Below are 21,534 nucleotides of genomic sequence, written 5' to 3'. Positions count from 1 at the left end.
CCGCTGACCACACCCTCACCAATGCCTTTGCCATGGCCTAACACAGCGGTCACTAACTCCACCTTGATCAGGTCAGTGGATCCCGACACACCTTGCAAGGTGCCCGCAGTCATGACCACTAGATCACCGTCATGGAGTAATTCTTTTTCTTGGGCGACGTTGACTGCCGACTGGAAAGTTTGACTGCTAGAAGGTAGATCCACCACTAGCAGAGGTTTAACTCCCCATACCAACTGCAACCGACGAGCTACCTCAACATGGGGTGTGACTGCCAAAATGGGCGTTGGTGGCCGAAATTTGGAAACGTTACGAGCCGTTGCTCCGGTTTTGGTCAACGACATAATTGCGGCGGCATCCAGCTGGGAAGCAATCTGCCCCACTGCCCGACTAATGGCATTGGGAATGGTACGACTGGTGGCGGCATCAGAGTCTGGAGAAATTTGTTCTCGTTCAGTTCGCATGGCAATCTTGGCCATGGTAGCTACGGCTTCCACTGGATATTCACCCACCGCCGTTTCATTCGATAGCATCACAGCATCGGTGCCGTCGAGAATAGCATTGGCGACATCGGAAACTTCTGCCCTGGTTGGCCGAGGATTGCTGACCATACTGTCGAGCATCTGAGTTGCGGTAATCACTGGAATACCTAGACGATTAGCAGTCGCAATCAGGCGCTTTTGCAGAATCGGGACATCTTCAGCTGGGAGCTCTACTCCTAAATCCCCCCGAGCCACCATCACACCATCAGACAGAGATAAAATAGCCTCCATCTGCTCAATGGCCTCATGTTTCTCAATTTTGACAATGACGGGGACCCGCTTACCAGCGTTCGTAATGATCTCTTTAATCTCTAGAACATCTTGAGGATTGCGCACAAAACTTAGGGCAACCCAATCCACGCCCTGATCAAGGCCAAAGGCAAGGTCTACTTTATCCTTTTCAGTCAGTGCCTTGATAGATAGATAAACCCCAGGAAAGTTAACACCTTTACTGTTGGAAAGCTTGCCACCAACCACCACTTCACAGTGGAGTTCGCGCTTTTCCATGTCTTTGTCAACCACCCGCATTTCCACCTTGCCGTCATCCAGCAGAATAGTGGCACCGGTTGGCACTTCTTCTACTAGAGCTTCATAGGTGACCGAACTAATTTCCTCAGTACCCGGCAGTTGGCGACTAGTCAGGATAAAGCTATCGCCTGTTTTTAGGTGAATAGAACCCGCTTCAAATTTACCCAGGCGAATCTTGGGACCCTGAAGATCCTGTAGGATGCCAACGGGTTGATTAAGCTCGAACGAGATTTGGCGAATCAACCGAATATTGCGTTGATGATCGTCGTGAGTACCATGGGAAAAGTTGAGGCGCAGGGTAGTGGCCCCAGCTTCAATTAGCGATCGCAACGTTGCAGGATCCTGAGTAGCTGGACCAATGGTGGATACGATCTTAGTCCGACGCAGGGCGTGGCGCAGTGGCATAGTGCTTTGTCCGTGGGCTAGCCGATAGTGGGTTAGTCAACACCCAATAGTGGGTTAGTTAACACCCAATTTAAACCTTCCGTTCTACTCGACGAAAAACAGTGGTTTTGGATGTGAACATGTGTTAACAAACCACCGGATAGTATCATGCCAGGGCTCGATTGTGCTTCAAAAACCCTTGAATTCTATGGTTAAGGCCTACCTGAAAGCTTAGAGACTCAATCCTTTCTTAGACTCTCCAACGATGTTGGCTAGACAACCGTCAGAAAAAACGTTGGCACTGATTATCAGGCAGTAGATTGTTTTGAGTCAGTTTGGAAAGTGTTAAGCAGTAAATGAGATAACGTCACAAAACTTTATTATCACCTCTAGGTAGCGTATACTTCGAAACATAGGTGTGAAGGAGTATTACTGTGGTTTCGGTGCCAACACATCCGGCAGTACTTAGACGAGTACCCAAGGATCTTTTAGACGCGGACGGTGGTGTTAGCCCAGACTTACTCATATTCGTAGGAGCAGTCCTATTGGTGACTATTGCTACGTTTGGGTATTTTGCCTGGAGCTTTCCCCACTGGATTTGTTTTGTTTTAAACACGGTGGGCTTACACCTAGTGGGAACGGTTATTCATGATGCATCCCACAATTCAGCCCACAGCAACCGCATTATCAATGCGGTTTTAGGCCATGGCAGCGCATTAATGCTGGGTTTTACATTCCCCGTGTTTACACGGGTACATCTACAGCACCATGCCAATGTCAATGATCCGGAAAATGATCCGGACCATTTTGTATCTACCTGCGGTCCTTTGTGGCTGATTGCACCGCGCTTTTTTTACCATGAGATTTACTTTTTCCAGCGACGACTGTGGAAGAAGTATGAGTTACTGGAATGGTTTTTAAGCCGTCTAGTCGTAGGGGGTCTAATTTACTCCGCCTATCGCTTTGGCTTTTTGAACTACTTTGCAAACTATTGGTTTGCACCAGCCTTGGTTGTAGGCGTGGCTTTAGGACTATTCTTCGACTATTTGCCCCATCGTCCCTTTGAGGAAAAAAATAGATGGAAGAATGCACGGGTCTATCCTAGTCGGCTATTGAATGTGCTGATTATGGGTCAGAATTATCACCTGGTGCATCATTTATGGCCATCCATACCTTGGTATAAATACCAGCCTGCTTATGAGGTGATGAAGCCTCTGTTAGACGAAAAGGGGGCTCCCCAATCATTAGGACTGCATCACCGCAAAGACTTCTGGGGATTTGTTTATGACATCTTTTTAGGCATTCGCTTGCACCACAAGAAGTAGCGCTTGGCGCACTAGATAGATAAGAATTCTTTGAATGTTTTATACAAAGGGGTTCCAGCCAAAGCTGGAACCCCTTTGTAATAGATTATTTCTGATTTATGATAGCCCCGCCAAGTTATCGAATGCTCACTATTGAACATGGGCTGAGGTGCTGACACTGGACCAATCAGGGCGCAAACCACTGGCTCCTCGCAGATAAGGATGGTAGATATCGGCTTTAGGCAGAGTCATGTAAGCATGGATCAAAAAACGAATGCACATGGGCAAGCTACCAGACACCTGCATATGCTGCACATCTAGCAAAGGAACAGTATCCCAGTCAGGGCGCTGCCGTGCGATCGCAGCTGGAAAAATTGCATCCAAATCGGACGTCACTGAAAACGTAACGCTAATCATAGAATCAGGTGTAATTGGATTTTTGGCTTCCAAGGCGTCGAGTAGTTCAGTGACTGCATTCGCGATCTCAGCTATTGAATTCTCAGGTACGGTAGTCGCACCTCGAATGGCACGCACTCGCCAGTCACCTATCTCTCCTTGCTGCATGTTGCCTATCCCTTGTACATTGCATGGCTGGCTCGCACCATCCCCTTAGATAGAGTAGCCTTTTCTAGGTCTGCTAGAAATCCATGCCCAGATTATCCACCAAACGGACCAGGCAATGTATTGCCTGGCGATTGATAGAGCCATAGGGGGACCCCTTGATAGGCAAGTTCAAACTCTAACCATCCCTGCATCCGAGGACTCATCCAAGGAAGCATCGCCTGACTATTACCCGGCAATAGCTTATTCCAAAACGGCTTACGCTCTTCAATGTTATAAATTTCAACCTTCTCTGGGTCCAAATCAGCGAGTTCAGCGGCCCACTGCTTGGCGTCAGCTTCTGTACCCACCCGATCGACTACACCTAATTCCAGCGCCTGGGCACCGGTGAAAATACGTCCATCTGCAAAACCGCGAACGACATCTTCATCTAAGTTACGTGCAGTTGCTACGGTCGACACAAACTGTCCATAACTGACATCAATCAGCTCTTGTAAAATTTTCTGCTCAGGCTGAGTCAGCTCTCGATCAAAGGACAAAATATCTTTGTAGGGGCCAGACTTGATCACCTTGAATGACACCCCAACCTTATCGAGCAAGCGCTCCAAGTTATTTCCCCGTAGAATAACGCCAATACTGCCAGTAATTGTGCCGGGATTCGTCACAATATGCTGAGCACCCATGCCAATGTAGACACCCCCAGAAGCAGAAATATTGCCAAAACTAGCGACAATTTTGACGGTTTCCTGGAGTTTTTTTAACGCACTATAAATCTCTTGAGAATCGCCCACCGTGCCGCCTGGGCTATCGATACGCAGCAACAGTGCCGGAAATTTCTTCTCTTTGACCTCTTCAAGGGCCTCCAATACTCGCTTCCGAGTTCCACCTGCAATTGCTCCAGAAATTTCGATACGGGCAATCTGTTTACGGAAACGTGGCTTGAATGGCCAAATCATAGACATTGACTGAATAAACGACGAACGTTCAGATGATTACTATAACCCCCTGCCGTAGGCTATTACAGCTTGATAATATCGAAAAATTGCTCAACAGCTTTGCAGGGAACGCCATCAGAACTTAACATAACTTTATAGTAAGGAACGTAGTTTTTCAGTCTCACCCATTCTTTCCCCGCTGCATGGCATCCCCCTTCAACCAGGAAAATACACCAGCCCTAGTTTTGATTGCCCCCTTCTTTTTGTGGGGTACGGCCATGGTGGCAATGAAGGGGGTGATTGACACGACTAGTCCTTTATTTCTAGCCACATTACGATTAATGCCCGCCGGCATACTGGTCCTAATGGTGGCGGCTATTTTAGGACGTAAACAACCGCAAAGCTGGCAGGGATGGGCGTGGATAGGGGGCTTTGCATTAGTCGACGGCACCCTATTTCAAGGTTTTTTAGCCGAAGGATTACAGCGCACAGGGGCCGGTCTTGGGTCGGTCATGATCGACTCTCAACCCATTGCAGTTGCCTTAATGGCTCGTTTCCTATTCAAAGAAATCGTTGGTCCTTTGGGATGGATCGGTTTGATATTAGGCATTCTTGGCATTAGCCTACTCGGCTTACCCGACGAATGGATTCTTCGTGCAGTCTCAGGCATGTCGACGGGTTTTACCACCGGTCACTGGCCCACCCAGACAGAGTTTTTTGGTAATCAGTTACCCATCGGTCAAGAGTTAATCACAATCCTGTTAGGGCATGGGGAGTGGTTAATGCTATTGGCAGCGTTGTCAATGGCGGTAGGGACAGTCATGATTGCCTATGTTTCTCGGCATGTAGACCCAGTAGTTGCCACTGGCTGGCATATGATCCTAGGTGGTATTCCCCTATTAGGCCTCTCTGCCTATACTGAAGTCAATCAGTGGCAAGGTATTACCATCACTGGGTGGTTAGCAATTCTTTATGCCACGGTGTTTGGTAGTGCCATTGCCTATGGCATCTTTTTCTACCTTGCCGCCAAGGGCAATCTCACAAGTCTGAGTGCCCTGACATTTCTAACCCCCGTATTTGCACTGACGTTTAGCACATCATTACTGTCAGAAAATCTCAGCACTGTTCAATGGACCGGGGTTGGATTTACGCTCATTAGTATCTATCTAGTTAATCAACGGGACGTCATTACTCAGGGACTAGTCAACATATTAACGGGGCCATCCGTCATCGGTTTGGCCAAAGCCATTAACCCTGAGCTAGCAAAATCCATGGAAGCCTGGCTCTACTCCCAAGGGGGTGTGGACCCGTCCTCGGATTAAGCATTATTACCATAGAGTGAAGCCCACAAGACCTTGACCACATCTGGTCTTCACATAGGTTGACCACATACTAAGAACTCTTGATAAATCAGCTCTTAGATTACTTAGTTATTTAGGTTAGTATTGGCTGCAAGCTGTCGAAACCTGTTGCGATCGCAAATGTCTCACATCAGTTGAGGTTTTTGCGACTCGATTGCTCTATTTTCTGGGGCTTTGGGGATTTTATATCATGTTGACGGGGCCAGAGCGAATGCTCTGACGACTGCAAGCTCAGCCAAAATTTTTAGGAACTTGGGCACATTTAAGCCATGGACTTGAACATGGCAATCCAAAATTTGGGTAAAGTTAGGAGAAAGCGCGGTGCTATTGCCGTTGGCTAGAGCGGTAATTTAATTCTTACAGGCTTCTACATGGCGATGCCATGGTGTTTTAATCACTGGTTAAGAAGCCCTTTCAAGATCAGAACGACCTGGTTGTGATATGGATTCAGCAGGAATCTGCCATTCAAAGCATTGAATAGTCGGTCTGTGCCGTGAACAGAGTGACGCAGGTACTGGATACTAAACTGATATGATTTGGCGCTCTACTCTAGTATTTTTAACAAGTCTGACAGCTTTCACGCTATCTGTGACAAGTCTGCAAGCCAAAGGTAGTCCCTCACTGATAGCGCAGTCTCCGAGCGTTAACCCAGATGCGGCGGTCAACACAGGTGAGCAAACTCCTGATTTTCGCAATAACTCCTCCAACTCTCCATTAGAAGGTGCTACTTCTGAGGAGCAAAAAGAGGAAATCAAGGCTTTACAGCAGGAGCTTAAAGAGCGCGGCTATTACAATGGGCCTATTGACGGTATTTATGGCCCCGTTACCGCTGCAGCTATTGAAAAATTACGTGGGCAGCAAAGTGAACAATCTGATGCTGCACCGCGCCTATTTTCACAATCTGATGTAATTGAAGCACCTGCCGACCCTGAAGCATCGGATGCGGCTGATCCAGATGCTGAAGATGGCGCTGTAGGCACTCCAGAAGGCGAAGCAAATTCTGTGCGCATCAACGCAGAGAACGCAACGGTAGACGGAGAAGACATCAATATCGGTGATGAAGTTTCACCGGAAACAGGCATCAACAGTGGGGCTCCGAATACGCCTCCTGTAACATCTGCCCCTACTGCGACTACTCAGCCTGAGCCATCACCAGGATTGGGTAGGCTATTGTGGCCGGGCTTAGCGCTCATTGCAGCCCTCGGCAGCTTTGGCATCGGTTTTGTTCTGTCTAATCGGACCCAATCCACTGGTGACGATGAGCAAGATGCCCCCTGGGGAGCCGTCCCTAAAGAAGTCTCCCAGCCGACAACAGCTAATACGTCTTTGAATGGGCATACGACGGCTAATGGGACTGGCTCTGCGGCAGATGTAAATCATCTCGTTACGCCACAGCCTCCTAGTGGAGTCAACAATAGCTTGCCGGTCGTATCTAGCCCCGTGAGCGCGACTACTCGCCTGGCAAAAGTCGATGTAATTGATGAGCTCGTGGCCAATTTGCAGGTGGCCGATCCAAGCAAGCGTCGCAAGGCCATTTGGGAATTGGGTCAGCGAGGCAATTCCTCTGCTGTGCAACACCTGGTAAATAGCATGGTGGATGCGGACTCCAAAGAAAAGAGTCTGATTCTGGCAGCACTTTCAGAAATTGGCATTCGTTCTTTGAAACCAATGAATCGCGCCCTTGCGATCGCACTACAGGACGATAATCCGGATGTGCGCAAGAATGCGATTCGCGATTTAACTCGTGTCTACGATTTGGTCACTCAGATTAGCCAAATGTTGGGCCATGCCACCGAAGATGAAGATGCAGAAGTCCGTCGCACAGCAGAGTGGGCTTTAGAGCAGCTAAATCGTATTCGTGAAGCTCCTAAGATGCAATCCTCCTTAAATACGCTGGAAGCTTCGCGGGCCACTCCAGAACTGCTGCCCGATGAAGTGGAAAATATAACTAATTAGGCAGGCAGGAGCCAATTGGTTTGCATTGAAGCCTAGCTATATAGGCAAATCTATATTGTATCCAGCTCAAAATCTATCCACAAATGCTAGAAGTCAGTGAGTTGATCAAGCAGCACCCATAGTAGGGTCATAGGGCTGAGTTGATGCGGTTACATGGCACGGTGCTTAAGATTACTCTTTGTATCCACTCCCGTAGGCCCCCTAGGTTCAGGTCTAGGAGGCGGTGTTGAGCTGACAATAGTCAATCTAGTCAAAGCCTTGACCCAGCAAGGTCATCATATTGCGATCGCAGCGCCCGACAATTCCCAGATCGAGGGGGCGCAGCTGATCCAAGTTCCTGGTGCCCTGCAGTCCACAGCCCACACCCAGGGGCGGGATACACCGACCATCATGGTAGAGAATGCGGTTTTAGCTAACCAATGGACCTATGCACGTCAAGTGCAGCAGAGCTACGACCTGATTGTGAACTTCGCCTACGATTGGCTACCTTTTTACCTTACGCCGTTTTTTGATACCCCCATTGCCCACTTTGTCAGCATGGGCTCCCTCAGCGGCATCATGGACCAGGCCGTGGTCGACATCAATACTAAATTTCCCGGCACATTGGGGGCCTACACCCAAACCCAAACCGATACCTTCCCTGGTGGCCTGACCTGGGAAATTCTTAGCAGTGCCATTGACCTACAGCAGTACAGCTATTGCGACACACCAGAGCCGGAGTTGGCATGGTTAGGGCGTATTTCACCAGAGAAAGGGCTGGAAGATGCCGTTGCCGCTGTCCAGGAAACGCAAACTCCCCTGAAAATTTTAGGTAAGCTGGAAAACCCAGAGTACTGGGATACCATTCAGCGGACCTATCCCAATGCACCGATTGACTACCTGGGCTTTGTCAACACTCAGCAGCTACAGTCAACTGTCCGTCGCTGTCGAGGGTTACTGATGACACCTCGCTGGGTAGAAGCCTTTGGTAATGTAGCTATTGAAGCCTTAGCGTGTGGCGTCCCTGTAGTTGCCTATCGTCGCGGCGGTCCTGCCGAAATTATCGACCATGGTCAAACGGGCTGGTTAGTCGAGCCTGATAATGTCGCAGGTCTAGTCAATGGTATCGAACAGCTTGACCACATCGACCGTCGCTACTGCCGCCAGCAAGCAGAAATGAAATATTCTTTAGCCGCCCTCGGCAAACGTTTTGAGCACTGGTTTGAAGCGATCATTAAGACAGCCTAACTTAGGACACCTTTATGGGGTCTAATACGTTTTTCTCCTTAGCTGGGGCAGATACCACCACGGACCTACGTATCTGTCTCGGCTCTACTACCTGCTCCTGTTGCTTACCCTTACCCGTTGCCCATGCTCTCAATCCCCTTAATCGAAATCACTCAACTGGTTGAACAATTGGCTGACCACCCTGAAGCCTTGCGATCGCTTCAAGAAATCGAAGACTGTGATGGCGATTTAAACGATGCCGCCCTATCATTAGCCCTTAGAGCCGGGTTAGAACCGACCGAAAACGACGGTTGGCTAGAAGGCTTTGCCAAACGCTATCGCCACATCGCTTGTTTGCCAGAATTTCGAGCTAATTTGACAAAGCAGCAGATCATCGGTTTGATCCAACACCTCACCCACAATAGCCAGTGCCCCAATCTGTTAGCCGTGCCCGTCGTGTTATACATCAGCAAAACTGGGGTAGATCATTTTTGCCAGAGTTTTGACAATAGTCGAGTCTAAGCAGAGTATGGGGCCTTTTAGCCTGACCTATCGGTATTTTTCCTTAGAAAATGCTGGATCAGCGCACTATTGCACAAATTTTGTGTAAAGCAACTTTTATAAAAGCAAGGGAATTATATAGCAGACGATAAAATCAAGCCGTTGTCACAGAGGCCATGGGGCAGAGATACCTCACTGCCATGATTAAGACCACCTATGGTTTAACAGTCCATACAAAGTGACAACGGAATTTGATCTCTATCCTATGTAGGTATCAAAGGAACCGTCACTGCAATGGGTGACTGGACGCTTTTTCACCCATAGGCAAACTACTGTAATACTGTAATTTAATTACTTATCGGAGCTTTGGAATGACACGCTCAACTGCTCGTGCAACGAACATTACCCTGACTAATCTAGAGGGTGTACCGGGCAAGGAAATTATCGAGCACTATGGCCTAGTACAAGGCAGCACCATTCGCGCTAAGCATGTGGGCAAAGATATCCTTGCAGGATTCAAAAATATTGTCGGCGGCGAATTGAAAGCCTATACAGAGCTGCTACAAGAATCCCGACAAGAAGCCGTTAATCGGATGGTGATGCAGGCTGAACAGCTGGGTGCAAACGCCGTTATCAATGTCCGATTTGCCACTTCATCCGTTGCCCCTGGTGCAGCTGAGTTATTTGCTTATGGTACTGCGGTTAAAGTCCAGTAACAGTATCCAGAACTCCTTGCAGATAAAACCATAGGCAAAACCATGGACAATATTATTGTTTTTTTGATTTTGATCGGGATAGGTTACTTTGTCGGTAATCGCCGCGAGCGTAAACACTACGAAGACATTAAACGCCGCGAAAAGCAAAGCCTCCACGTACCGGTCATGAGCTGGGGAGCAAAACAAGACCTGCCCTATGCCCATGAATCCGAACTATTCGTAGGGAGTGTTGTTATTGCCAACGATTATTTCAAGACAGCTTCCGCTACGTTACGCAACCTCGTAGGCGGCCGGGTCATCGTATATGAAACCCTGATCGACCGAGGACGGCGAGAAGCCATGCTGCGCATGAAAGAATCCGCCATGGAGTGGGGAGCCTCTCAGGTACTTAATATCCGCTTTGAAACCTCTAACATCGCGGGTCAGAGTTCAGGCGGCATGGGAGCCGTTGAGATTATGGCTTACGGCACTGGCATTCGTTAACTCTGCAACCCAGCAACCATAACCCAGCAACCATGAAATATACCCCGCGCGAAATCGTCGATGAGGTCAATATTACGCCGGTTCATCCCCTCGTTAATTTTGGCTATCTCATGGGCACCGTCGTTACGGCGGGGGTAACTCTTTATGTAGGTCTTGGGATAGCTGGCGCTCAAATTGCGGCACGCATGGGTCCCAAGGCCGAAACTCAGGTGGGAAAAGTGGTTTTTGATAGCCTATTCACTGGAGCTTCTCTAATCCATGAGGGGCAACAGTTTGACTATGTTGAGGCCCTGGCAGAATCGTTACTCACTGACGAATTAAAACAGCGCCCCGAACTCCAGGTTCACATCATGGAGGAGTACAGCCCCAACGCCATGGTGATCCCTGGCGGCCATGTATTTGTCACCACAGGGCTGCTCGACGACATCGAAACGGAGAATGAGCTCGCATTTGTACTGGCCCATGAGCTTGGCCATTTTGAACATCGAGATACACTGCGGAGTCTGGGGCGCTCCCTCGTATTTTTAAGTTTGAATAGCCTGTTGGGTTTTAGCGGTGTACAGCTACCGCCGTTTCTAACTAGCTCCATTAGTCTGGCAGATTTACACTACAGCCGCGAGCAGGAAGAGCGGGCCGATATCTATGCCATTGAAATGATGCAAGAGCGCTATGGCCATGTAGACTATTCCCTTGACTTTTTTAAGCGATTAAATGAACAAGAATTAGACCTGGGTGTCGCTAACCGTTTACTGGAATGGCAGTCCACACATCCGCTGACGGAGTCACGGATTGAACAATTAGAGACCCTGGCCACTCAACGAGGTTGGGCTTTGGAGGGGGAACCAACCCCATTACCCAACCAATTAGATTAATCAGACACTAGTAGGTTTTCTCCCATAGCTAGCTTCAAGATAAAGACTTAAACCTCAACTACTCCCAAATAGGTTATTAGGGAGTGTAGGTTCGCCCGAGATGGCTGGTGCTTATAACTTCGTAGATGCTCAACTAATACTGACTTGCTAACACTGGCAAACCATGGTCGCAAAAGCTGGGCAATCTGGGTGCTGATAAACAGCCCCTGCACCAATGTCGTAACATTGGCCGGGCGTCGCTCCAAACTAGTCTTATTAAAATCTATGAGTACCGGTTTTTGAGAACACATCAGGGCATGGGCTGTAATGCAGCGCAGATCGCCATGATCTATCCCAGCCTGATCTAAGCGGTAGGCCTGATCAATAAGCTGTGACACCAGGCTACGAATGTCCTCAGCCGGCTGTGGGGTTTGTAGCCAATCCACCAGCATAGGACCGTCGATGAAGTCCATTAGCAAGAAGTGATCGCTATGGGCAAGATACTTTGGGCCAACATCCACTGCATTAGCCCGTTGCAACATATCGGCTTCTGTACGTAAATTGGTTTGTGGGGCGGGCGCTCGCAGAATTTTTAGCACGCGATCGCATCCTTGATGGCGCACCCGCAACACCACGCCACAGTAGCCCGAGCCTAGAATTGCAAAGTCCGCTAAGGTCTCTGGGCCATAGGAATATATCGCATCAATCCCGCAGGTCTGTAGCTCAGCCCAGCGGTGGCTCAGCATCTCCTGATTACCGTTGGGATAGGCCAACAGCTGTCGAGCTGGACTATCCCAAAATTGCCCGAGGCTGAGGGCAGTCGTCACAGACACCTAAGCGCACAGCTGACGGGCTACGTCCACGGTGAAGTAGGTTGAATCACCGGCGCTGCCAGCTAATACATTGAAAGGAGTATCGGGGGTACCCAAATCGCTGAGCACCAGCTGAGCGCCAGTAAAATCTTGCGCTTTCGTATATTCATTGACGGTGACGACGGTTTTCAGTCCCGTCGGCGTAGCCGAAAGCAAACCGTTGTTGGTATCCTCAAATGCCAAACAGTTTTCTGCAGGCAAGTCGATATGTTCTAGGGCATATTCGTAAACATCGGGGGCAGGCTTTTTCTTGGGCACCATGTCGCCTGCGGCAATCACGTCAAACCAGTTTAGGCTATCGGCACCGAGGGTATTTTCGAGTAATGCCTGGACATTGGCTGGAGTGGTGGTGGTTGCGATCGCAAGTCTCACCCCTTCACTGCGCGCCTCATTGAGAAAACGTTCTACACCAGGGCGTAGGGGAATTTTGCCCGCTGCCGCATACTGCTTGTAATAGGTTGTTTTAGTCGCATGCAGATGCTTGATCATGGCATCTAAATCGCTAAACTCTGAGGGTAACTGGAAATCACCGAGATAGTCCTGCACATAGGCACGAATACGCTCTTTGCCGCCTGATACCTTGAGCAGTTTGCCGTAGAGTTCCGGTGTCCAATCCCAATCTAGACCTATATCTGTAAATGCTTGGTTAAAGGCGGGCCGATGGCCATCCCGCTCAGTTTCCGCCAAGGTGCCATCCACATCAAAAATCAAGGCCTTTAACTCTGCCACAGATTTCTCCTATCTACTAAAATCTCCAAACCTGATTTTACCGTCATTGGGAAACGGCCCATAGAACGCAAATAACATCCCAATGGCTACAAATTTTCAACTCGTAGATTTTGCTACAAACTTGCAGCCAACCTGCTTGATATGTTGTATCTGAACGATGTGATCAGTGCAGGCCAATGCACAGTTGGAGCTGCATTTCGATTCAACTATCGTTCACATACTCATGTGCCTATTCAGGCATTTCTCGAAGCGTTTCAACAAGAGACTCAACCACTTGGTTGGGCTCTTTTTTTATTTTATTTTCTCTGCCAGAAAGATAAAGATGCAGAGAGCATGATGAGACCAGGCAGTATTAATATCCACGTCGAATATCCACCTGATTTAGCAATGGTTGTTTCTGTTGCATCCGTCGATAGTTTTCAACGATCTGTGGAGCTACAGAAACAGGATGGGTCAAGCTAGCAATGTGGGGAGTTATCGTAATTTTTGGATGACTCCAAAAGGGATGATCCTGGGCTAAGGGTTCTTGACGAAACACATCCAGGCAAGCGCCAGAAAGATGATTTTTATTTAGCAGTGAGAGTAACTCTCCCTCAACTAAATGATGACCTCGGGCCACATTAATAACGTAGGCTCCCTTGGGAAGCTGGGCCAATGTCTCTGTATTGAGAATATTTTCAGTTTCAGCGGTCAACGGCAATAAACAAACAAGAATTTCACTAGCTGCTAAAAAGTCCGATAGCTGTTGTTGCCCAGCAAAGACTTGCACATTGGCAATGGACTTGGGGCGACGTGACCAGCCGACCACCTGAAACCCTACCTGGACCAGGCGAGTGGCTACAGTGCTCCCAATTTGCCCAAGGCCCATAACACCAACGGTAACGTCATCTACATTAGGTGGTGGCAGGGGCTGCCACTGTTGCTGTTGCTGGTGTTGAGCATAGTCAGGAAACTGACGCACATGGTTGAGGGTGGCCGCTAAAACGTAGTCTCCCATCTGGCTCACCAGCCTTGGATCAACCATGCGCACTACGGTCATCTGCGCAGAAATGGAACCATCCTGCAACAGATTATCCACCCCTGCTCCCATGGAAGAAATCACCTTGAGGTTGGGATATTGGGAAAAAATGCCCTGGGGTTGAGCCCAAACAAGGGCAAATGTGACATCAGCTTTATCCCCATCGTCAGGCCACACCCGCAGATCTATCTTTGGATCGATCGCTTGAATAGCAGCCACCCAAAGTGCAGGATCTTTAGTTGGACAAATCAGACTCAGAGTCATGGCAGCCTTGCTGTTGGTCTACATTATCGTTAACGATTAATTGTAGAAGCGCAAATGATGCCACCCTCCTAAAAAGATTAGCCAGATGGCTACAACTATCCAATGCAATCCCACCACAGTCCACAGAGAACCGGTATTTACATAAAGCGCCACACAGCTTAGCCCCAACAGAGCAGTTAATCCAATAAACAGGGGTCGACTAAATAATGCCACTAGATGACTTCTAAACAAGATTGCCTGAAGGGGATGGCTAATGACGAAGAGTGCCATACTTAACGCCGCCCACAAAAGTAATGTGGTGGATAAGACCCCTTCAGTAGGATGGGGTAACAGTAATACTCGAAACAGTAGTTCTTCTATGAGGGCAGGGACAACAAGAGCGCGTAGCAACCGTAAAACTAGTTGCCCAGGGGGCACACGACCCAAAATGTTTTGCAACGACAACAGTTTGCCCCATAGCCCCAGCGGGATAGCGATCGTACCATAACCAACAGCTACAGCTAATGTCATCAACCAATCACTGAAACTAGGCACTCTTAGAGCTTCAATCAGGCGAGAAAATGCTGTCGGGATAAAAAAGTATTGACCAAATAATTCCGTAGGAGCTAAGGGCAAAATTGTTGGATCGTTGCCTCCAATCTGATTGGTTCTCAGAAACCGTAGTGTGGCCCCTTGCTCATAAAAGATGATGGCCAGATGATCGTAGGCCACCCGAGGGATAATCGTACGCCAACTAAGCAGCTGAGTGATTAGATTATTTTTGCGATCGAGGGACTGATCGCGTGTACCGGCTAAAACTTCAGAATTCTGCTGCCAGTCCGGTCGCACAATGCCGACGGGCACTAGCGCATTTTCTAACCGTTTCCCTAAAACGGCCAGTGGTTGCAGCTGTTGGGGATCAACCGGCGGTTGATGGCGCACCTGGGTTTCAATTTGCTTAATGGTTTTATAGAGAGCCTGGCTAGAATCTTGAATACAGGATTGGGCAGGTGTCACCACGGCAGCGCCGGTCCCATCCCCAACTCGATAGCGGGCAGTCATAATCTGTAGTTGCTGCGCCAGCATCGCCAAAGGCTGAATGCTGGCCCCTGCCTGGCCATAATCCTGGGTTAATGCATCAAGCCTGACGATGACATCAGAAACAGGACGTGTGCCCATCCAGCCCCGTTGGAGATTGCCCATGTACTCTTCCCAGCTGAGTTTGCCAGACACAATCCCATTGGGGTTATGGGCATAGACCTGATGATAATCAATGTTAAATCGTAGCTTTTGCGTGATGGCATCACGCACCACGGTGGCAATGCCGTAGGAGAAATGTCCCGTTACTGTACCCACCACCGGAGGCTTTTCTGCTCGCTCGCCGCCAATACCGCCAAAAATATGGAGCACTAAGCCCTGATCGCCTTCCTGCCAGTCAGTTTGTCCTAGCTGTACGGTTTCGATGGTGCCTTTGCGATCGCGAGTCCGTCGCCAGTTACCAAAGTTGATATAGTTCAGTCCATCATCAGGGGCCGTAATTGTGGCATCGGGCTCCAACTCAAACAGGGCACGGGGAGCCAGGGCCTGCACCATAAATTGCCCTTGCCCGTTGGGGCTGCCATAAACATACCAACCACGTTCACCCGCAGGCGATTGCTCTAGCTGTTTCAGGCTAAACTGCCGTACCCCATTAACAGCCGGAATCTCTGGCAAATAAATAGCATCTAACGCCCCATCGAATTCCTGGGAATCTGGATTATAGTGGCGTACCTGAAATTGCCAACAGACTGCGGAGCATGTGGTTTTCACCGCCGCAGTGGATGCTAGTTTGACTAAACCATAAAACCGCTCAGCTATTTGAGTTGGCTTTTGAGCAATGGTGAGACTATCCCCCTTTCGCCTGACGCCTGCCAGAGACACCAGCACATCATCCTGAGGGCGTGCCCCTGCCAACGACTGCAATGGCCCCACAGTTTGCCAACCATCAAGCCTTTGGGGATGTACGTTACCCGCTTGCTGGCTTTCATTGGCCTCAGCGCCAAAGCGGAGATCCCGACTGACCAAGTTGACATAGGCAGCCAGACTGGCATCAGCTTGCCAGGTTAAGGCAACGGTTTGTCCGACCAAGTCCTGATCAGACGATGGCGTGTGGAGTAACTCTATCCAGGCCCAGTCTCCCGGTTTGGCTTCAACTTCGTCTAATTGGGGCAAAACCAAGCGCCCTATCCAGTCAGCCACTGGCTGATAATGCTCGGGGGGTTTAGCCACCTCTATGGAACTGGGGAGAGCGTTGGTCAGAATGTCATAGTTAGACAGCCGCTGCATGGTCTCTGCTCTAGTACAACCTGAGACACCCAGCAAGATAACCAGGGCCATGCTGAGCCCTATGCTCCATGAGCCTATCCAAAGATGCGATAGTCCTCGCCAAAACCGTAAATTTACAGGCACATTTGGGCTCCCGTACACTGTTGCCTAGGAGTACATAACTATAGAACGCCTTTCCTTACGATTTCTAGGTTTAGGCTGATAAGCACTATCCCTCAATACTCTGCACCGCATTAGCATGCTTCATACAGGTGCTTCTTATACGGGCTACTAATACAACAAGCAGGCAGTGGGGAAAATCAGGTATTCGATAAACAATAATTTCCAGATGAATTGGTAATACTCTCTGTGACTCATATAGGCACTGCTAGCATTACCAGACTCTAGCTGCACTTGACGGCTCAGATACCAGAAATAACCCAGTGCCAAGCCATGGGTGACCGCTAAAAATTCAGTATTGATGGCCGAAATCAATGGCGCGGTCAGAATGAGGCTAATGTAACAAACCGTGAGCAGCCACCAGACACTCCGCAATATCTTGGCTATTCTCCAATCGTCGATAACGTAGGATGCGTCTTGCAATTTTTTTAGTAGTGCGATCGCACTACTAAACAGCAACACCACCAGCGTCAACACCCATACCCGACCAGGTACCTGGGGCAGCAATCCCAGCTGGCTTGCCACATGCAAATAGATCCCTAAATTCACCACTGCCCCCCTCACCAACAGGGTGCAAAATGAAGCCAGCAGAGGGAATCGTTTTAATCGCAGCGGGGGCAGTGAATAGGCTGTACCAATCGCTAGACTGAGCCAAACAGTAACCATTAAATAAAGGCTCTGGGATAGCACTGCCAGCAAGATGGCACCGCTACAGGCAATGCCCACTAGCATCTTGGCCTGGGCAGACGAAAACTCTCCTGTTGCGATGGGCAGATAAGGTTTCTCGACATGATCAGCGGCAACATCTTCAATCTGATTGAGACCAACAATGTAAATATTGGTACACATACAGACCAACCAAGTCAGCCAGAGAGCACTGATCCCCTGCCACACATCAAATGTCCCAGGTGATAGCCCTGCCGGGTGGCGGGTCGCCCAGGCAATGCCAAACAACCCCAATACGCTCAGGCTAGTGCCCACAATCGTATGGGGTCGAGAAAACTTCCAAAACGCCCGCAACCATGGGATAGGGCTTTGCAATAGATTTAGAGATGGAGGACTAAGTGCAGATTTAGTCATCGGCATTATGGGGAACCTCTCAAATCACCATGCCGAGTTTTCCCGAGACCGTCAACAGATTCCGAGCATTGTTGAAATGCTTAATAGATCTGCTAAACATTTGTATCTTCCTAGGCAGAGGGCTCTCATTTTTATTATTTGCAGGAGAGTTCCATAGAACGCCTCTAAAACATTCCGTTACGTCGACCGCCCTTTCAGTTCATCCACATCCAATAGGCTCACAATCACCCCAGCAATAGGAATTGCCAGAAACACCCCCAGTAACCCCGCTACTCGTACGCCAACAAGCAGGGCAAAAAACATGACCACCGGATTAATATTCAGAGAGTCTCGCATTACATGGGGCAACAACATATTCTCTTCGACTTGTTGTAACAAAATACACACCACAATGGATTGCACAGCCATACACAATCCTTGTGACAACAACAACAATCCTATTAATCCCACCCCCAATGTGGCACCAATGCCAGGTATCAGGTCAAAAAGCCCCGCAATAACGGCTAAAACCAGGGCATAGGGAATCTTCAGCAGCAAAAAAACAACAAACGTAGACACTGCAAAAAAGATGGACAACAGCAGTCGTCCCAAAAAAAATCCAAGAAGATTTTGCTGAATGGTTAAGGTTAATCGCTTCTGCTGGTTGGCAGGGATCGCCTTTAAAGTCCATCGCCATAGGCGAGGGCCATCTAGCATCATAAAAAAAGTCACCACAGCAATGAGAATTGCATTGATGAAATTTTCCAGCAGGGTCTGCACCAACCCCAAGCCAGATCCCAATAGGCTAGTTGCTTGCTGCTGTAGCTGTTCTCCCAGGGCTTGCAGATCTACCTGCACATTCCACTGCCGCAGTGTAGTTTCAACAAATTCTATAATCGGCAGCAAAGCATTGAGAAAATCAGTGCCATTGTCTAGCAAATTTTGGCCTTGAGCAATCACGGCTAACGCCAGGGTGGTTGCCATACCACCAACCAGTATCAAAGCCACCATAAACACCCCAAAGACTGCCATGCCATGGGGTAAAAATCGGCGACACCATCGCACCGGATAACTGAGCAAAAACGCTAAAATCGTGGAAATCACAAAAATGACCACCACGATTTCAAAATACGTCAATAGCTGCAATACGCCCCAGCCACTCGCTAAAAGCAGGAGAAATCGCACAAGCACCGAATTGTCTAGCTGAGCTAAAACGGCCTGTACTGTCTCCAGCGAGGGCTTTGTCTGCGGGTTAAGTCGAGGAGCCACTATTACTATTGGTGTCCGCTACTTGCAAAATCTCTTGGACTAAAACATAGGGCTGAACAATGAGAGACTGCAATCGATTGGGAGGGCCATCCACACCCCAAGTCTGTAGTTGCTCCCTGGAAGGTTTGGTAATTAGCTGCTCACCAATCCAGCGTTGCACAAACTGTACATTGTCATTGGTCAAGGCCATGCCCACTTCCACTAGATCAAGCTGAGGATCTACAAAGACAACCGTATCACGGGCAATGTGAGGTTTTAGCCAATTCCACTCGGTAGGACCCACCATATTCGCTAGATCTTGTCTTAAGTTTTGGGTCATTTTATGGCTCCGCTGGACAGTGGTAGGTCAAAAAACTATCACTCTGATTGAAGAATTATTGTAACCTTTGCATCACCGCCCAAGATCGTGCATGGCATGGATGCGATCGCAACAATATTCGGTCAAAGTCCGTAGCGCCGCCTTATCCTTGGTCGACTCTGGCGGTGCAATGGACGGGCCAATGCGCACAGTCACCGGTAAAGGCTTGGGAAATTTGCCCCCCCGGGGCAAAATGCGATGGGTTCCCCATAGACTGACGGGCACTAACGGCACTTGAGCCTTAGCAGCAATCATTGCCGCCCCCAGTTTTGGCTCCGGGATACGGCCATCACGGGTGCGGGTTCCCTGTAGAAATACACCCACGGCCCACCCTTTTTCCAGCTGTTGCAAGGCCGCCTGAATCGCCCCACGAGCTGACCCACCACGCTTTACTGGATAAGCCCCATAGGCACGAATTGCAGGCGCTAAAACCGGCACCTTAAACAACTCTTGCTTCGCCATATACGAAACGGGACGACGCACACAGGAGGACACAATCGGTGGATCAAAGTCACTGGCATGGTTAGCCACCACCAGCACCGGGCCTGCTTTGGGCATATTTTCTGCACCATAGATGCGTCCACGAAAATAGCCCCTCAACATTGGATTGACCACCGACCACTTAAACAGGTAGTAAAGCAGCAAACTGAGTCTAGGTTCCCGCTGTCGTGGGTGATGATTCACTGGCTTCAAAACGCTTCAACCTGCTCTAAAGTACCGATGTTTTTCAGCCCTAAGCTGCGGCAAGTACGCTTGATCAAGCCGGTAAGGACTTTTCCTGGCCCCACTTCAACAACAGTGCCTATGCCCTGGTCAGGCAGACTCAGGGAGATTTCACGCCAGCGTACCGAGCCCGTCATCTGCTGCATCAGACGCTTTTTCAACAGGTCTCCATCGGTGGTTGGTGTGGGATCCACATTGGAGAGCACGGGAACACTGGCATCTTTGAAGGGCACATCAGCCAGTATCTGATCAAACTCATGGGCAGCAGGGGCCATCAACGGAGAATGAAAGGCTCCCCCCACATTAAGCTTGACGGCCCGCTTCACCTTAATGCCGTGCATAATGGCTTCAACTGCCTGGGGACTGCCTGAAATCACCACCTGGCCAGGATTATTATCATTGGCCAGTACCACGCCTTCGGTCAGCGCCAGTTTCTCCTCCAGTTCCTGGCGCTGAAACCCCATCAGAGCAGCCATCGCCCCATCGTCAGCCTGGGCCATCAATTCTGAGCGCCGCTTCACCAGACAGAGACCGGTAATAAAATCAAACACCCCAGCTGCGTAAAGGGCAGAATACTCTCCCAGACTATGGCCAGCTGTCATGTCAGGGTGATGGCCTTTTTCCCCCAACAGATCTACTAAAATGCATTCAATCACATAAAGACAGGGTTGGGTATACAGGGTTTTGGCCTGCTGAAATTCCTCACTTTGCGATTGGCCCAATACTGACCAACCCAAAACATCTTCAGCCTCTGCCAATCTGTCTTTGGCCACATCGGCCAAATCATCACCCATACCTACAGACTGGGACCCTTGCCCCGGAAATACCCACACGGTCTTTGTCATTGTTATTAGCGTATTCGTCCGTTCTTCAATGTCTCAGTAAATGACGCATTCGAAAAGGGTAGGCAAGCAGCCGATAACGCAGGGTGGGCGTCGTCTGCCGCACCTTGCAAATCTTATAGCCCCCATTCCAGCAAGGCTGCACCCCAGGTTAAACCTGCGCCAAAACCAGATATTGCAATTTTGTGGCCAGGCTTGACATTACCGGTGCGCACCCATTCATCTAACGCAATGGGAATCGAGGCAGCAGATGTATTGCCGTGCTTGGCCATATTGCTAACCACCCGATCGTTCGGCAGCTTTAGTCGTTTCGCAACGGCGTCTAAAATACGCTGGTTGGCCTGGTGTAAGATCAGCCAGTCAATGTCGTCAGCCGCTAGGCCTGCATGGAACAGGGTCTTTTCTAAAACCTCTGGCACTCGACTAACAGCAAAACGGTAGACTTCACGGCCATTCATTGTAATGGTCTTAAATGTCCCCTGTTGGCTGGTAACACCATCCATTAGAGCGTTCGATTCAGGCTGATAGGCGAGGCGCAAACAACCGTTCATCGAGCCATCGCTGTGCATTTCAAAGCCCAGTAAACGGTCGCGATCGCACGCCTGCATCACG

General features: G+C 49.3%; 21 protein-coding genes. 8 read left to right on the top strand and 13 right to left on the bottom strand.

Features of this window, described 5'->3' with window-relative positions:
- Nucleotides 1-1,472, bottom strand: a 1,472-nt coding sequence (gene pyk / locus DXZ20_RS31485; RefSeq protein ID WP_163703678.1) for a pyruvate kinase, incomplete at its 3' end; no start/stop codon positions are given.
- A 413-nt stretch (nt 1,473-1,885) separates the two neighbouring features.
- On the opposite strand from pyk, the gene crtR reads away from it, so the two are divergent.
- Nucleotides 1,886-2,776: a beta-carotene hydroxylase gene (gene crtR / locus DXZ20_RS31480; RefSeq protein WP_348917908.1), complete on the top strand. Its 891-nt coding sequence runs from the start codon at nt 1,886-1,888 to the stop codon at nt 2,774-2,776.
- A gap of 129 nt (nt 2,777-2,905) precedes the next feature.
- Here crtR and aroH read toward each other — a convergent pair whose 3' ends face one another.
- The gene (gene aroH, locus DXZ20_RS31475; protein ID WP_163662381.1) at nt 2,906-3,319 is read right to left on the bottom strand and encodes a chorismate mutase; all 414 of its coding nucleotides are present in this window, start codon (nt 3,317-3,319) and stop codon (nt 2,906-2,908) included.
- A gap of 92 nt (nt 3,320-3,411) precedes the next feature.
- Entirely contained in the window at nt 3,412-4,272 is an 861-nt protein-coding gene (gene sppA / locus DXZ20_RS31470) for a signal peptide peptidase SppA (protein ID WP_163702793.1), read from the bottom strand.
- Between the two features lie 182 nt (nt 4,273-4,454).
- Between sppA and DXZ20_RS31465 the strand changes: the two genes are divergently transcribed.
- The 7 genes from DXZ20_RS31465 (at nt 4,455) to DXZ20_RS31435 (ending at nt 11,346) form a co-directional block, all read left to right on the top strand.
- Nucleotides 4,455-5,573, top strand: coding sequence for a DMT family transporter (locus DXZ20_RS31465; protein WP_163662385.1), 1,119 nt, complete (start codon nt 4,455-4,457; stop codon nt 5,571-5,573).
- A 627-nt stretch (nt 5,574-6,200) separates the two neighbouring features.
- Nucleotides 6,201-7,568 carry a HEAT repeat domain-containing protein gene (locus tag DXZ20_RS31460; RefSeq protein ID WP_348918740.1) on the top strand — a complete coding sequence of 456 codons (1,368 nt, stop codon included), beginning with the start codon at nt 6,201-6,203 and terminating at the stop codon, nt 7,566-7,568.
- Nucleotides 7,569-7,721: 153 nt separating this feature from the next.
- On the top strand, nt 7,722-8,795 hold the full coding sequence (locus tag DXZ20_RS31455; protein WP_163702792.1) for a glycosyltransferase family 4 protein: 1,074 nt from the start codon (nt 7,722-7,724) through the stop codon (nt 8,793-8,795).
- A gap of 123 nt (nt 8,796-8,918) precedes the next feature.
- Nucleotides 8,919-9,296: a hypothetical protein gene (locus DXZ20_RS31450; protein ID WP_163702791.1), complete on the top strand. Its 378-nt coding sequence runs from the start codon at nt 8,919-8,921 to the stop codon at nt 9,294-9,296.
- Between the two features lie 350 nt (nt 9,297-9,646).
- Entirely contained in the window at nt 9,647-9,991 is a 345-nt protein-coding gene (locus tag DXZ20_RS31445; protein WP_006516189.1) for a YbjQ family protein, read from the top strand.
- Between the two features lie 42 nt (nt 9,992-10,033).
- The gene (locus DXZ20_RS31440; protein ID WP_163662398.1) at nt 10,034-10,474 is read left to right on the top strand and encodes a YbjQ family protein; all 441 of its coding nucleotides are present in this window, start codon (nt 10,034-10,036) and stop codon (nt 10,472-10,474) included.
- Between the two features lie 32 nt (nt 10,475-10,506).
- Entirely contained in the window at nt 10,507-11,346 is an 840-nt protein-coding gene (locus DXZ20_RS31435) for a M48 family metallopeptidase (RefSeq protein WP_163702790.1), read from the top strand.
- A 47-nt stretch (nt 11,347-11,393) separates the two neighbouring features.
- On the opposite strand, the gene DXZ20_RS37920 is transcribed toward DXZ20_RS31435, so the two are convergent.
- The 10 genes from DXZ20_RS37920 to DXZ20_RS31385 all read right to left on the bottom strand — a co-directional run.
- On the bottom strand, nt 11,394-12,152 hold the full coding sequence (locus DXZ20_RS37920) for an RIO1 family regulatory kinase/ATPase domain-containing protein (protein WP_163702789.1): 759 nt from the start codon (nt 12,150-12,152) through the stop codon (nt 11,394-11,396).
- Nucleotides 12,153-12,158: 6 nt separating this feature from the next.
- Nucleotides 12,159-12,926: an HAD-IA family hydrolase gene (locus DXZ20_RS31425; RefSeq protein ID WP_163702788.1), complete on the bottom strand. Its 768-nt coding sequence runs from the start codon at nt 12,924-12,926 to the stop codon at nt 12,159-12,161.
- A gap of 352 nt (nt 12,927-13,278) precedes the next feature.
- Nucleotides 13,279-14,208 carry a 2-hydroxyacid dehydrogenase gene (locus DXZ20_RS31420; RefSeq protein WP_163702787.1) on the bottom strand — a complete coding sequence of 310 codons (930 nt, stop codon included), beginning with the start codon at nt 14,206-14,208 and terminating at the stop codon, nt 13,279-13,281.
- A gap of 36 nt (nt 14,209-14,244) precedes the next feature.
- A complete protein-coding gene (locus tag DXZ20_RS31415; protein ID WP_163702786.1) occupies nt 14,245-16,512 on the bottom strand; it encodes a CPBP family glutamic-type intramembrane protease in 2,268 nt (755 codons plus the stop codon).
- Nucleotides 16,513-16,782: 270 nt separating this feature from the next.
- Complete coding sequence (locus DXZ20_RS31410) at nt 16,783-17,751, bottom strand: homogentisate phytyltransferase (RefSeq protein ID WP_163702785.1); 969 nt, start codon at nt 17,749-17,751, stop codon at nt 16,783-16,785.
- Nucleotides 17,752-17,928: 177 nt separating this feature from the next.
- The gene (locus tag DXZ20_RS31405) at nt 17,929-18,999 is read right to left on the bottom strand and encodes an AI-2E family transporter (protein ID WP_348918739.1); all 1,071 of its coding nucleotides are present in this window, start codon (nt 18,997-18,999) and stop codon (nt 17,929-17,931) included.
- A complete protein-coding gene (locus DXZ20_RS31400; protein WP_163662412.1) occupies nt 18,983-19,318 on the bottom strand; it encodes a DUF2288 domain-containing protein in 336 nt (111 codons plus the stop codon). The genes DXZ20_RS31405 and DXZ20_RS31400 overlap by 17 nt, the downstream gene beginning before the upstream one ends.
- 72 nt (nt 19,319-19,390) lie before the next feature.
- Entirely contained in the window at nt 19,391-20,041 is a 651-nt protein-coding gene (locus tag DXZ20_RS31395) for a 1-acylglycerol-3-phosphate O-acyltransferase (RefSeq protein ID WP_163702784.1), read from the bottom strand.
- Nucleotides 20,042-20,046: 5 nt separating this feature from the next.
- On the bottom strand, nt 20,047-20,925 hold the full coding sequence (fabD, locus tag DXZ20_RS31390; RefSeq protein ID WP_163702783.1) for an ACP S-malonyltransferase: 879 nt from the start codon (nt 20,923-20,925) through the stop codon (nt 20,047-20,049).
- Between the two features lie 113 nt (nt 20,926-21,038).
- A partial coding sequence (locus tag DXZ20_RS31385) for a 3-oxoacyl-[acyl-carrier-protein] synthase III C-terminal domain-containing protein (protein ID WP_284681698.1) occupies nt 21,039-21,534 on the bottom strand: 496 nt, incomplete at its 5' end.

Origin of the sequence: Adonisia turfae CCMR0081 (genome assembly GCF_011009555.1) — a bacterium.
Taxonomy (GTDB): Bacteria; Cyanobacteriota; Cyanobacteriia; order Phormidesmidales; family Phormidesmidaceae; genus Leptothoe; species Leptothoe turfae.
This window is presented reverse-complemented; position numbering and strand designations above follow the sequence as displayed.